Origin of the sequence: Xanthobacter oligotrophicus, assembly GCF_008364685.1 — a bacterium.
GTDB classification, from domain to species: Bacteria; Pseudomonadota; Alphaproteobacteria; order Rhizobiales; family Xanthobacteraceae; genus Xanthobacter; species Xanthobacter oligotrophicus.
In genome coordinates, this window is record NZ_VTTL01000005.1 from 265,388 (window position 1) to 277,691 (window position 12,304).

A 12,304-nucleotide genomic window follows, 5' to 3' on the forward strand; every position below is an offset into this window, starting at 1 on the left:
TCTCAGCCGTGCTGCCGGGCGGCTTTTTCGGCGAGGCCGGACTGGCCCGTTCGGCGTGCAAGCTCCGCATGGATCTCGGCCAGCGGCACCCCGCGCGCCTTCAACAGCACGAGGAGATGGTAGAGCAGATCGCTGGTTTCCGCGACGAGCGCCTTCTCGTCGCCGGTAAGGGCGGCAATGACCGTCTCCACCGCCTCCTCGCCCAGCTTCTGGGCGCATTTCTCGACGCCCTTGTCGAGCAGCGAGCGGGTATAGGACGCCCCCGCATCCGCCGAGGCGCGCGCCGCGACGATGGCTTCGAGGTCGGCGAGGGTGAAGCTGTCGCTCATCAAGGTGGCCCGGAGACGGAGGGCAGGGAGGAGGCGTTAAGGCGCGCGGCCTAGACGTCGAGGCGTACCGGCAGCCCCGCTTCCGCAAGGCGTTCCTTGGCCTCGCGGATGGTGAAGGTGCCGAAATGGAAGATGGAGGCGGCCAGCACTGCCGAGGCGCCGCCCTCGCGGATGCCGTCCACCAGATGGTCGAGGGTGCCGACGCCGCCGGAGGCGATCACCGGCACGTGCACCGCATCGGCCACCGCGCGGGTGAGGGCGCAGTCGAAGCCCTGGCCGGTGCCGTCCCGGTCCATGGAGGTGAGCAGGATCTCGCCGGCGCCGAGGTCCACCACCTCGCGGGCGAAATTTATGGCGTCGATGCCGGTGGGGGTGCGACCGCCATGGGTGAAGATCTCCCAGCGGTTCTCTTCGCCCTCTTTGCTCACGCGCTTGGCGTCGATGGCCACCACGATGCACTGCTCGCCGAACTTCTCCGCCGCCTCGCCCACGAAGGCGCGGCGGTTCACGGCGGCGGTGTTGATGGAGACCTTGTCCGCGCCGGCATGGAGCAGGGTGCGCACGTCGTCCACGGTGCGCACGCCGCCGCCCACGGTCAGCGGCATGAAGCACTGCTCGGCGGTGCGGCGCACCACGTCGAGGATGGTGCCGCGGTTCTCGTGGCTGGCGGTGATGTCGAGGAAGGTCAGCTCGTCCGCGCCGGCGAGGTCATAGGCGCGTGCCGCCTCCACCGGATCGCCGGCGTCGCGCAGGTCCACGAACTGGACACCCTTCACCACGCGGCCGTCCTTCACGTCGAGGCAGGGGATGACGCGGACTTTCAGCATGGCACACCTATCGTCCTGCCACCAGCGCCAGCGCCTCGCGGGCATCGAGCCGGCCGTCATAGAGGGCGCGGCCGGTAATGGCGCCCTGAAGCTTCTTCGCGCGCGGGGTGAGCAGCGCCTCGATGTCGGCGAGGGAGGCGAGGCCCCCGGAGGCGATCACCGGCAGGTTCACTGCTTCAGAGAGCGCCACGGTGGCGTCGAGGTTCAGCCCCTTCAGCAGTCCGTCTCGCGCGATGTCGGTGTAGATGATGGCGGTGACGCCGGCATCCTCGAACCGCTTGGCGATGTCCACGGCGGCGATGTCCGAGGTCTCGGCCCAGCCCTCCACGGCGACGCGGCCGTCGCGGGCATCAAGGCCCACCACGATGCGGCCGGGATGGGCCTTCGCCGCCTGCTTCACGAAGTCCGGGTCGCGCACCGCGGCGGTGCCGAGGATGACGCGGGTCACCCCCTTCTCCAGCCAGGCCTCGACGGTCTTCAGGTCGCGGATGCCGCCGCCGAGCTGCACGGGGATGGAGACGGTCTCCAGGATCCGCTCCACCGCCGCCGCGTTGACCGGCTTGCCGGCGAAGGCGCCGTCGAGGTCCACGAGATGCAGGTAGCGAAAGCCAAGGGTCTCGAACTCCGCCGCCTGGGCGGCGGGATCGCGGTTGAACACGGTGGCCCGCGCCATGTCGCCCTGTTCGAGGCGCACAGCGAGGCCGTCCTTGAGGTCGATGGCCGGAAAAAGGATCACGGATGCCACTTCAGGAAATTCGCGAGGAGCGCGAGGCCGAGCCTCTGGCTCTTCTCGGGATGGAACTGGGTGCCGGCCACGTTGTCGCGCGCGACCATGGCGGTGATGGTGCTGCCATAGTCCGTGGTGGCGACGAGGTCGATGCCGTCGGCCGGCTTCAGGTGGTAGGAATGCACGAAATAGGCATGCAACCCGCCTTCCCCGGTGGGAATGCCGGCAAGCAGCGGGTGCTCGCGCGCGGTCTGGAGGGTGTTCCAGCCCATGTGCGGGATCTTCAGCTCAGGGTCGGACGGGGTGATGCGCTCCACCTCGCCGCGGATCCAGCCGAGGCCTTCGGTCACCCCATGCTCCAGCCCGCGCTCGGCGAGCAACTGGAGGCCGACGCAGATGCCGAGGAAGGGGCGGCCGCGCTCCTTCACCGCCTCGGTCATGGCTTCCACCATGCCGGCGACGGCGTCGAGGCCGGCGCGGCAGTCGGCGAAAGCGCCGACGCCCGGTAGCACCACCCGATCGGCGGTGCGCACGATCTCTGGATCGCTGGTGACGACCACCCGTTCCGCGCCCAGATCGAGCGCGGCGCGCTCCATGGCCTTGGCGGCGGAGTGCAGGTTGCCGGAATTATAGTCGATGATCGCGACGCTCATCGCTCAGGTCCCCGGAAAGGCGCCGATGACGCCGGACTGGCCGCCCGGGAAGGCGGGGGTCGCCATGGGGCGGATGGCCGGCAGGTCGGCGCGTGCCAGCGGGGCGGGACGGGTTCCCGCCCAGTCCGCGAAGAAGCGCTGCTCAGCCTCGTCCCGGTTGGGAGCGATCACCACGCCGGCTTCCTCATAGCCCTGCCGCGCCAGCTTGCGCTGGCGCAGGGCCGGCAGCTCGAAGGCCAGCAGCAGGTGGAAGCCCGCCATTACCACGTCGGTCACCGCCTGGGCGACGCCGGCGAAGTGGGCGGTGAGCTGGAGCACCACTACCACCGCCACATAGGCGGCAAGCGGCAGCCACAGCCGGAAGCGCGCCAGCACGAATGGCGCGAAAAACAGGGTCGCCCACGAGAATTTCTCGCGCACGAACACGGTGCGGCCAGCCATCGCCTCGGCGGTGTCGCCGGGTTCCGTCCTGCTCAGGACCGTCCAGATGCCCATCGTCCGGCTCCTCAGGTTCCCAGCGCGCCCTTGGTGGAGGGAATCTCCCCCTCCGCCGCCGGGTCCACCGCCACCGCCGCCCGCAGCACCCGGGCAAGGCCCTTGAAGCAGCTTTCCGCGATGTGGTGGGCGTTCACGCCGTACAGCGTCTCCACATGCAGGGTCACCCCGGCGCTGGAGGCGAAGGCCTGGAAGAACTCGCGCACCAGCTCGGTGTCGAACTCGCCGATCTTGGGCACCGCGAATTCGGTGCGGAACACCAGGAAGGGCCGGCCCGAGATATCGAGGGCGACGCGGGTCAGCGTCTCGTCCATGGGCAGCAGCACGTCGGCGTAGCGGGTGATGCCGCGCATGTCGCCGAGCGCCTTCTTCAGCGCCTGGCCGAGCACGATGCCCACATCCTCGGTGGTGTGGTGGAAATCCACGTGAAGGTCGCCCACGGCCTTGATCTCGAGGTCGAAGCGGGCGTGCCGGGCCAGAAGGTCCAGCATATGGTCCAGGAAGCCGATCCCCGTGGAGATGGCAGAGCGGCCCGTTCCGTCGAGATCGACGGTGAGGGCAACGCGGGTCTCCTTGGTTTCGCGGACGATGTCGGCCTTGCGCATGGAACTCCTCCAAGGCCGCGGGTTCTATCAGCAACCTCGCTGCATTGCCATATGGCAAGCAGATGACGTTTTCGGCGTCCGATCGTCTCCTCGCCGCGGATGGGTGGATGTGGCATAGCACCAGCGCCAGCGCATGGGGGATGCCGATGCCGACGACGCAGAACGACGGGCTCGAACTTGCCTATCAGGTGAGCGGGGAGGGGCCGCCGGTCCTGATCATTTCCGGCTTGTCCGCCGAGCGCTCGTTCTGGGCGCTGACGCGGCCGCTGCTGTCTGGCTTCACCCTCATCGAGTTCGACAACCGCGACATCGGCAAGAGCGCGCGGGCCAAGGGGCCGTATGACGCCGCCGACATGGCGCGCGACGCCCTCGCCGTGCTCGACGCGGCGGGCATCCCGAAGGCGCATGTCGTCGGTCATTCCATGGGCGGCATGATCGCCCAGGAGCTGGCCCTCATGACGCCGCAGCGCGTGGACCGGCTGGTGCTCTCCAACACCATCGCCCGCAACGATCTCTACACCACCGAGATCATGCGCCTGCTCAAGGAACTGCGGCTCCAGCTCGACAACGAGCTGACCTTCGGGGCGGCGCTCACCACGTTCGTGCTGGGCATGGGCACGCTGAAGAAGATCCCGCTCTTTGCTGCGGTGCAGCAATCTCTGGATGCCGGGCTTTACCAGGAGAAGGACGCCTTCCTGCGCCAGCTCGATGTCTGCGCCAAGGTCGACACCATCGCGCGGCTCGGCCGCATCTCGGCCCCGACCCTTGCCATCTATTGCGACGACGACCGCATGTTCTCGCCCCACATGGTGCGGGAGATCGCCGACGGCATCCACGGCGCGGCGCTGGATGAGATCCTCGACAGTGGGCACTGCCCCATGGTGGAGGCCCCGGAGAATTTCGCCACCACCGTCCGCGCCTTCCTGAAGGGCAGTTGACGGCACAGAATGCCGCCGCTCGGTTGCGTCCGCGCCGGAACGCCCTAAGTAAGGCCCCGAGCGGAGCTTTTCATGCAGCATTCCCCGGATACCATTTACGGCACCACCATCGTCACGGTCCGCAAGGGCAACCGCGTCGCCATCGCCGGCGACGGGCAGGTGACGCTCGGCCAGACCGTGCTGAAGTCCAATGCGCGCAAGGTGCGCCGGCTCGGCCGGGGGGATGTGATCGGGGGCTTCGCCGGCGCGACGGCGGATGCCTTCACCCTGTTCGAGCGTCTGGAAGCCAAGCTTGAGCAATATCCCGGGCAGCTCCAGCGTGCCGCCGTGGAACTCGCCAAGGACTGGCGCACCGACCGCTACCTGCGCCGGCTGGAAGCCATGATGATCGTGGCGGATGCCTCCATCTCCCTCGTGCTCACCGGCACCGGCGACGTGCTGGAGCCGGAGGTTGGCGTGGCCGGCATTGGCTCGGGCGGCATGTTCGCGCTGGCCGCCGCGCGGGCCCTGCTCGACCGCGAGGAGGACCCGGAAGCCATCGTGCGCCGGTCTCTGGAGATCGCCGCCGACATCTGCGTCTACACCAACCGCAACATCGTGGTGGAAACCATCGGCGCCTGAGGCCCCGTTCGCGCCCCGATGGCGCGATGGACCGCGACCCGAACGCCACCAGATTCCATGAGCGACCCTTCATGAGCGACTTTTCCCCCCGCGAGATCGTCTCCGAGCTGGACCGCCACATCGTCGGCCAGGCCAATGCGAAGAGGGCGGTGGCCATCGCCCTGCGCAACCGCTGGCGGCGCCAGCAGCTGGACGACAAGCTGCGCGAGGAGGTGCTGCCCAAGAACATCCTCATGATCGGCCCTACCGGCGTCGGCAAGACCGAGATTTCCCGCCGCCTCGCCCGGCTTGCCGGCGCGCCCTTCCTCAAGGTGGAAGCCACCAAGTTCACGGAAGTGGGCTATGTGGGCCGCGACGTGGAGCAGATCGTGCGCGACCTCGTGGAGGTGGGCATCGGCCTGGTGCGCGAGGCGAGGCGCAAGGATGTGCAGGCGAAAGCCCACCTCGCCGCCGAGAACCGGGTGCTCGACGCCCTGGTGGGCGCCACCGCCTCTCCCGCCACCCGCGACGCCTTCCGCAAGCGCCTGCGCGCGGGCGAGCTGGACGACAAGGAAGTGGAGATCGAGATCCAGGCCGGCGGCCAGGGCATGCCCATGTTCGAGATCCCCGGCATGCCAGGCAGCCAGATGGGCGCCGTCAATCTGGGCGACATGCTGGGCAAGGCCTTCGGCGGCCGCTCCAAGCCGCGCCGCGTCAATGTGAAGGAGGCCCATCCCCTCCTTCTCGCGGAGGAAGCGGACAAGCTCATCGACCAGGACGCCATCGTCCAGGATGCCATCCACCAGGTGGAGAACAACGGCATCGTCTTCCTCGACGAGATCGACAAGATCGCCGGCCGCGAGGGCCGCTCAGGCGCGGATGTCTCGCGCGAGGGTGTGCAGCGCGACCTGCTCCCCCTCATCGAGGGCACCACGGTCTCCACCAAGCACGGGCCGGTGAAGACCGACCACATCCTGTTCATCGCCTCGGGCGCCTTCCACGTCTCCAAGCCGTCGGACCTGCTGCCGGAGCTTCAGGGCCGCCTGCCCATCCGGGTGGAGCTGGAGGCGCTGACGCGGGCCGATTTCGTGCGCATCCTCACCGAGACCGAGGCCAGCCTCGTCAAGCAGTCGGTGGCGCTCATGGGCACCGAGGGCGTGACCCTCACCGTCACCGCCGACGCGGTGGAGGCCATCGCCGATGCTGCGGTGGAGGTGAATTCCAATGTGGAGAATATCGGCGCCCGGCGGCTCCAGACCGTCATCGAGCGGGTGCTGGACGACCTGTCCTTCTCCGCCCCCGACCGCTCCGGCGAGACGGTCGTGGTGGATGCGGAATATGTGCGCTCCCGCGTCGCCGACCTCGCCCGCAACGCCGACCTGAGCCGCTTCATCCTCTGAGGCGGGATCCTCTCGCGCAGGATCCTCTCGCGCAGGACCGGCGCCGGCCTCTCACGAGAGCCGGCGCCGGTCCTGCCAGGCGAGCTTCTTGCGGTAGAGGGTCGAGGGGCTGAGGTCGAGGGCGGCGGCCGCCAGCGGGATGTTGCCGTCGAAGGCGGCGATGGCCGCCTCGATAACCCGCCGCTCCACGATGGCGAAGGGCTCGACCCGGCCGAACGTGCCGCCTTGCGCCGCATCGATCAGCATGGCGGCCACCTGGGCGTTGGGCGCCTCGTCCGGCTGCGCCGGCTCGGTCTCCTCGAACAAGTCGGGTCCGAGCAATCCGCCGTCGCCCAGAATGACCGCGCGCCGCATCAGGTTCTGCAATTCCCGCACGTTGCCGGGGAAGGGCCGGGCCCGCAGCACCTCGGCCGCGCCGGGGCCGAGCCGCGAAATGGGCCGCCCTTCCTCGCCGGCGAAGCGGGCCAGGAAGGCTTCCGCCAGGAGAATCACGTCGTCGTCGCGCTCGCGCAGGGGCGGCAGGGCCAGGGTGAGGACGTTCAGCCGGTAGAACAGGTCCTCGCGCAGGCGGCCGGTCCGCACATCCTCCAGCGGATCGCGGCCCGTGGCGCAGACCAGGCGGACATCGCTCTTGCGCTCGTCCGTCTCGCCGGCCCGGCGGAAGCGGCCTTTCTCCAGGAAATGGAGCAGCTTGTTTTGGGTGGCGCTGTTCAGCTCCGCCACCTCCTCGAGCAGCAGCGTGCCGCCGTGGGCGCGCTCGATGGCGCCGGGGCCGGTCAGGCCGAACACGGCCTGTTCCATATAGGCCGCCGGGATGGCGGCGCAGTTGAGGGCGTTGAAGGGGCCTTCCTGCCGGGTCGAGGCCACGTGCAGGGCGGAGGCGGCGAGCCCCTTGCCGGTCCCGCTCTCCCCGGTCACGAACACTGGCGCGCGCGAGGCCGCCAGCCGCTCGATCTGTTCATAAACCGCCTGCATGGCCGGCGAGCGGCCGAGGAAGCCGCAGAAGTCGCCGTTGCGCGGCAGTTGCGGCCGGTCGCGCCGCCGCCGCTCCGGCCGGCGGGCGGGCGTGGATGCCAGAAGGCGGTCCACCACGTCCTCGGGGCCGATGGGCTTGATCACCACGTCGTCGGCGCCGGAGCGCATGGCCGCCACGGCATCCGCCACCGAAGCCCCGCGGGCCAGCGCCACCACCAGCGTTCCCGCAAAGCCGGCAGCCCGCAGCCGCCGGGTCGCCTCTTCCGGGTGGTCCGCCGCCAGCAGGATGGACGCGCAGCGCGGCGCCAGGGGCAAGGCCGCGGCGAGATCCTCCGCTTCCAGCACATGCAGGGCATCGCGCCGGGCGAACGCGGCACGCATCATGGTGCGCACGCCCGCTTCCGGGTCGCAGACCAGAACGCAGGTGCGCCGGTCGGTCTGGGGGGCCGAGGGATTTACAATCATGGCATGTGTTCGTGGTAAAATGCTATGGTAAGAGTACCTGATGGTTAAACTAGATCAAGCTACCGATCCGGTCTCTGGAGCGTTTCAGGTAGGAGTGAGTCCGGATACTGCATGGTAAAAAGGCATGAAAACAAGAACCCGCGGTGTTTTAGGTGAATCCGTGCCCAACGTCGAGGTGCGGACGGGTAACATAGACCGCTGGTGACATCTCATATCCCCGGCTCGGGCGGTGAAATTCATCGACGCTGCGGGGGGCTGCAAAGAGGGCAGCCCTTGAGGGGCCTGAGCCAGCGCGGGCTTTTGCCGCGATTTCGAGCCCCATGCACGGCTCGGATTTGTTCAATTCAGGCCGGTCCGGTTCTCTTGCGTTGTGGTCTTGCATTTACGGTACGTATGGGTGCGCCGAACCTGCTCCGGGTTTTCATCCCACATGTTTTTCCGGTGCGAACCGGCATCTGATTCGCAAGAGGCACGGTCTATCCCCGCGGCGGCTTCCCGGCCACGGCCTCCCGGGAGAGGCCGGCGGTCTCCAGTGCGGCGAGGGCCTTGTCGGCCAGCCCGGGCGCCGGCAGCAGGCGGCGGACGAGACGGCGCACGCCTTCTGCTCCGTCCGGCATGCGGTGGAGCAGCGCGCCGACCACTTCCCGCCCGTCGCTCACGCGGCCGAGGGTGTGGAGGCAGAGCGCCAGCGCGAGCTTGTTCTCGATGGCCGAATGCAGGGTGAGCTGCGGCACCAGCGCCTGCGCGGCGAGCACATCGTCCCGCATGAAGGCGGCCATGCCCAGGAATGCATCCTGGAGATTGCTGCGGACCGCGCCTTCGCGCCGCGCGCGCATGAGCAAGGCCTCGCCTTCCTCCACGCGACCGGCGCCGATGAACACGGTGGCCACCGTCGCCGCCACGTCGAAATCGAGCGGATTGAGCTTCAGCGCCTTCTCGGCGGTTGAGATGGCGTCGTCCGGTTCGCCGGCGAAGAGCTGCACCAGCGCTAGGGTGCGGGCGGCATAGGCGCTGGCCGGGGCGAGTTCGGCCGCCCGTTCCGCCTCGTCGAGGAATTCCTCCATTTCCTCGGCGGTGGGATTGGGGGTGTCGTCGTGCAGCGTGGCGTAGAGCTGCGCCGTCGCGCGCACCGCATAGCCGAGGGCGAAATCCCGCTCCTGCTTGGTGAGTTCGGCCAGGCACGCAGTCCCGTTGCCGCGCTGGCCCTGGGGATCGCCGCGAATATAGGCGATGGCGGCGGCGATGCAGCCGAAGCCGGAACCCGGGGCCTTGGCCAGGGCCTGCGCCCGTGCCCGGACCGGGATGACGCCGTAGCTTTCCATGATCGCGATGGCGACATCGTGCACCACCCGTCGCTCGCTGTTCGCAAGGGCCGGCCCCTGGGCGAGGCCGTCGAGGGAGGCCGACCAGATGATGGAACCGTCGCAGCGGTCGGTGACCCGGGTGATCAGGGAGAAGGTGCCGTCGGCACGGCCTTCAGCGAGGCCGGCGAGGGCGAAGACCGAGCGCGACTGCGGGCCGGAGCAGATCTCGGGCACCCCCGTGTCGTGGGTCGTGGCGCCGGCGGCTTTCACCTCCACGAAGTCGAAGCGGGCGAAGGCGTCGCGCATCTGCTCCTCGATGGCGCGCAATTCCGCCTCCGCCGGAGCACCGGGGCCGGAGGCCTCGAACGCGCGGACCTCCACCACCGGCAGGCGGATGCGGTCCGCCAACGCGGTCCCACGATCGGACCTGAGCAGGCTGAGCCGCGGAGCGAGCAGAGCCAGCCCGGCGACCAGCGCCACGGCCAGCGCCGCGGCGGCCATCCGCACCCCGGTGCGCTGCCAGGCCGGCGTGGCGCGCGGCGCCTCCGGCGCTATCGGCGCGGGCTGCGGCTCCGGCCCGGACGGCACCGGCTCGGCTGGCGCTTCGGTGCGGGGGCGGAACAGGGGGACATAGCCCCCCTTGGGAATGTCGATGACCAGCGGGTCCTCGGCGCCCACCGTGGTGTAATAGCGCTCCAGCGCGCGCCTCAGCCGGGTGGCCTCCACCCGCACGATGGGATCGGACTGGGGATCGAAGGAGGGCGGGCGGCCCAGGGCCTCCACGGCAATGGTGTAGCCCTTGATCTCGTCGGCGCGCCCATCGAGGGTTGCCTCCACGACGAAACGCAGGAAGGCCGCGAGGCGGGGCGAGGCGGTAAAGTCGGGAGCCGCGAGCACGCGCTCCAGCGCGGCGCGAACGAGGACCGCCTCGCTGCCGCCCGGCGGCATGGCTTCCGCGGCTGCCGGAGCGTCGAGGTCCACGACGGCGTCCGGCTCGCCGGCCTCTGGCGTCTGCTCTACCAATATACCATCCTTACGCACGGTCACAATCTTTGTGGGTCAGAACCCGAACACGTGCAAGGGGCTCCGCTCGAAGGTCCCCCCGTGTGCGATCCGTCCCCACCGAAAACGCCGCTGTTTCCCAAGAGACGGTGAATCCCCTGCTAATCCCTTGAACGCAGACCGCTTCAACCTTCGAAGCCCATCGTGCGTCACGTGCGTCGAGAAGTATCCCGCTCCAGTGTTTCCAGCGGCCACGCGCGCTGCTAGCTTCCGCACCGACGCGGCCGAAGAATGGCAGCCGGCAGGCCCACTCTCGCCTGAGGCTGCCGCCGCGCGGGAGAGGTTTCATCATGGCTCTGGACGATCTGGTCACCGAAGGCGCGGGTGTGGGTGCGGACGCGATCCCCAACGATCTCGACGCTTTCTGGATGCCGTTCACCTCCAACCGTTCGTTCAAGAAGCGACCGCGGCTCGTCTCCCGAGCCAAGGACATGCACTATTACACTCCGGAAGGCCGCGCCATTCTCGACGGCTGCGCCGGGCTGTGGTGCGTCAATCCCGGCCATAACCGCGAGCCCATCGTGGAGGCCATCCGCCAGGCGGCCACCGAGGTGGATTTCGCCCCCACCTTCCAGTACGGCCACCCGCAGGCCTTCCGTCTCGCCAGCCGTATCGCGGACCTCGCGCCGGGCGATCTCGACCACGTGTTCTTCTGCAATTCCGGCTCGGAGGCGGTGGACACCGCGCTGAAGATCGCGCTCGCCTATCACCAGACCACGGGCGCCGGCACCCGCACCCGCCTCATCGGCCGCGAGCGCGGCTATCACGGGGTCGGCTTCGGCGGCATCTCGGTGGGCGGCATCGTGTCGAACCGCCGCACCTTCGGCACCATGCTCACCGGCGTCGATCACCTGCGCTCCACCTATGACCGCGAGCACCAGGCCTTCACCAAGGGCGAGCCGGATTACGGCGCGCACTTCGCCGACGAGTTGGAACGCATCGTCGCCCTGCACGACGCCTCCACCATCGCCTCGGTGATCGTGGAGCCCATGGGCGGCTCCACCGGCGTGCTGCCCACGCCCAAGGGCTATCTGAAGCGGCTGCGCGAGATCTGCGACAAGCATGGCATCCTGCTCATCTTCGACGAGGTCATCACCGGCTTCGGCCGGCTGGGCCATGCCTTCGCTGCCGAGCGCTATGGCGTGGTGCCGGACATGATCACCTTCGCCAAGGGCATCACCGCGGGCGCCGTGCCCATGGGCGGCGTGCTGGTGCGCAAGGGCATCCACGATGCCTTCATGAAGGGGCCGGAGCACGTGGTGGAGCTGTTCCACGGCTACACCTATTCGGCCCATCCTCTGGCCTGCGCGGCGGGCCTTGCCACCCTCGACCTCTACGCCAAGGAGCACACCTTCACCCATGCCCGCGCGCTGGAGCCGTTCTTCGCCGACGCGATCATGAGCCTGAAGGACAAGTCCGGCGTGCTCGACATCCGCACCGTGGGCATCACCGGCGCCGTGGACCTCGCCCCGAAGGACGGCGCGCCGGGCCTGAAGGGCTACGAGGCGCTGGAGCGAGCCTTCCATGAGGAAGGCCTGATGATGCGCATCGCCGGCGACACGCTGGTGGTGACGCCGCCGCTCATCATCTCCAAGGACCAGGTGGGCGAACTGGTGGAGAAGCTGGGCCGGGTCATCGAGAAGGTGGCCTGAGCCTGCGCCGACGCACCGGCCTCCTTTAAAACAGTCATGCCCCGGACAGGCCGGGGCATGACAGGTTCAGTGGAGGCTGGCGCGGATGCCGCCCGCCCGGACCCCTGCGGAGGGTCAGAGCCGTCCCGTGAGCGCCAGCACGATCACGATGATCAGCAGCACGCCGACGATGCCACCGGGCCCATAGCCCCAGCCGGAGCTGTAGCCCCATCGCGGCAGCGCGCCGATGAGCAGCAGCACGAGGATGATAATCAGAATAGTGGACATGGACG

The 12,304-nt window shown here is 68.9% G+C and carries 13 protein-coding genes; 4 read left to right on the top strand and 9 right to left on the bottom strand.

The annotated features are described in order from the left end of the window. Positions 1 to 2: 2 nt before the first annotated feature. Genes FZ033_RS10220 through hisB form a run of 6 tightly spaced genes read right to left on the bottom strand, consistent with a single transcriptional unit; the run spans position 3 to position 3,636 of the window. The gene (locus FZ033_RS10220) at positions 3 to 329 is read right to left on the bottom strand and encodes a phosphoribosyl-ATP diphosphatase (protein ID WP_149576027.1); all 327 of its coding nucleotides are present in this window, start codon (positions 327 to 329) and stop codon (positions 3 to 5) included. Between the two features lie 50 nt (positions 330 to 379). Next, complete coding sequence (gene hisF / locus FZ033_RS10225; protein WP_149576028.1) at positions 380 to 1,156, bottom strand: imidazole glycerol phosphate synthase subunit HisF; 777 nt, start codon at positions 1,154 to 1,156, stop codon at positions 380 to 382. A 7-nt stretch (positions 1,157 to 1,163) separates the two neighbouring features. Beyond that, positions 1,164 to 1,901, bottom strand: a complete 738-nt coding sequence (gene hisA / locus FZ033_RS10230) for a 1-(5-phosphoribosyl)-5-[(5-phosphoribosylamino)methylideneamino]imidazole-4-carboxamide isomerase (protein WP_149576029.1) — start codon at positions 1,899 to 1,901, stop codon at positions 1,164 to 1,166. Then, the gene (gene hisH, locus FZ033_RS10235; protein WP_149576030.1) at positions 1,889 to 2,536 is read right to left on the bottom strand and encodes an imidazole glycerol phosphate synthase subunit HisH; all 648 of its coding nucleotides are present in this window, start codon (positions 2,534 to 2,536) and stop codon (positions 1,889 to 1,891) included. Before hisH ends, hisA begins: the two co-directional genes overlap by 13 nt. A 3-nt stretch (positions 2,537 to 2,539) precedes the next feature. Further along, complete coding sequence (locus tag FZ033_RS10240) at positions 2,540 to 3,031, bottom strand: DUF2628 domain-containing protein (RefSeq protein WP_149576031.1); 492 nt, start codon at positions 3,029 to 3,031, stop codon at positions 2,540 to 2,542. An 11-nt stretch (positions 3,032 to 3,042) separates the two neighbouring features. Continuing rightward, positions 3,043 to 3,636, bottom strand: a complete 594-nt coding sequence (gene hisB, locus FZ033_RS10245) for an imidazoleglycerol-phosphate dehydratase HisB (RefSeq protein ID WP_149576032.1) — start codon at positions 3,634 to 3,636, stop codon at positions 3,043 to 3,045. A 146-nt stretch (positions 3,637 to 3,782) separates the two neighbouring features. On the opposite strand from hisB, the gene FZ033_RS10250 reads away from it, so the two are divergent. The 3 genes from FZ033_RS10250 to hslU all read left to right on the top strand — a co-directional run bounded on the left by FZ033_RS10250 (position 3,783) and on the right by hslU (position 6,574). Next, the gene (locus FZ033_RS10250) at positions 3,783 to 4,574 is read left to right on the top strand and encodes an alpha/beta fold hydrolase (protein ID WP_188079413.1); all 792 of its coding nucleotides are present in this window, start codon (positions 3,783 to 3,785) and stop codon (positions 4,572 to 4,574) included. Between the two features lie 72 nt (positions 4,575 to 4,646). Beyond that, the gene (gene hslV, locus FZ033_RS10255) at positions 4,647 to 5,195 is read left to right on the top strand and encodes an ATP-dependent protease subunit HslV (protein WP_149576034.1); all 549 of its coding nucleotides are present in this window, start codon (positions 4,647 to 4,649) and stop codon (positions 5,193 to 5,195) included. Positions 5,196 to 5,266: 71 nt separating this feature from the next. Next, the gene (hslU, locus tag FZ033_RS10260) at positions 5,267 to 6,574 is read left to right on the top strand and encodes an ATP-dependent protease ATPase subunit HslU (RefSeq protein ID WP_149576035.1); all 1,308 of its coding nucleotides are present in this window, start codon (positions 5,267 to 5,269) and stop codon (positions 6,572 to 6,574) included. Between the two features lie 51 nt (positions 6,575 to 6,625). Here hslU and FZ033_RS10265 read toward each other — a convergent pair whose 3' ends face one another. Both FZ033_RS10265 and FZ033_RS10270 read right to left on the bottom strand, forming a co-directional pair. After that, positions 6,626 to 8,014, bottom strand: a complete 1,389-nt coding sequence (locus tag FZ033_RS10265) for a sigma-54-dependent transcriptional regulator (protein ID WP_149576036.1) — start codon at positions 8,012 to 8,014, stop codon at positions 6,626 to 6,628. 476 nt (positions 8,015 to 8,490) lie between these two features. Beyond that, positions 8,491 to 10,359: a tetratricopeptide repeat protein gene (locus FZ033_RS10270; RefSeq protein ID WP_149576037.1), complete on the bottom strand. Its 1,869-nt coding sequence runs from the start codon at positions 10,357 to 10,359 to the stop codon at positions 8,491 to 8,493. A gap of 311 nt (positions 10,360 to 10,670) precedes the next feature. On the opposite strand from FZ033_RS10270, the gene FZ033_RS10275 reads away from it, so the two are divergent. Next, the gene (locus FZ033_RS10275) at positions 10,671 to 12,032 is read left to right on the top strand and encodes an aspartate aminotransferase family protein (RefSeq protein ID WP_149576038.1); all 1,362 of its coding nucleotides are present in this window, start codon (positions 10,671 to 10,673) and stop codon (positions 12,030 to 12,032) included. Positions 12,033 to 12,146: 114 nt separating this feature from the next. Here FZ033_RS10275 and FZ033_RS10280 read toward each other — a convergent pair whose 3' ends face one another. Then, positions 12,147 to 12,299 carry a DUF3309 family protein gene (locus tag FZ033_RS10280; protein ID WP_038192509.1) on the bottom strand — a complete coding sequence of 51 codons (153 nt, stop codon included), beginning with the start codon at positions 12,297 to 12,299 and terminating at the stop codon, positions 12,147 to 12,149. Positions 12,300 to 12,304 lie beyond the last annotated feature (5 nt).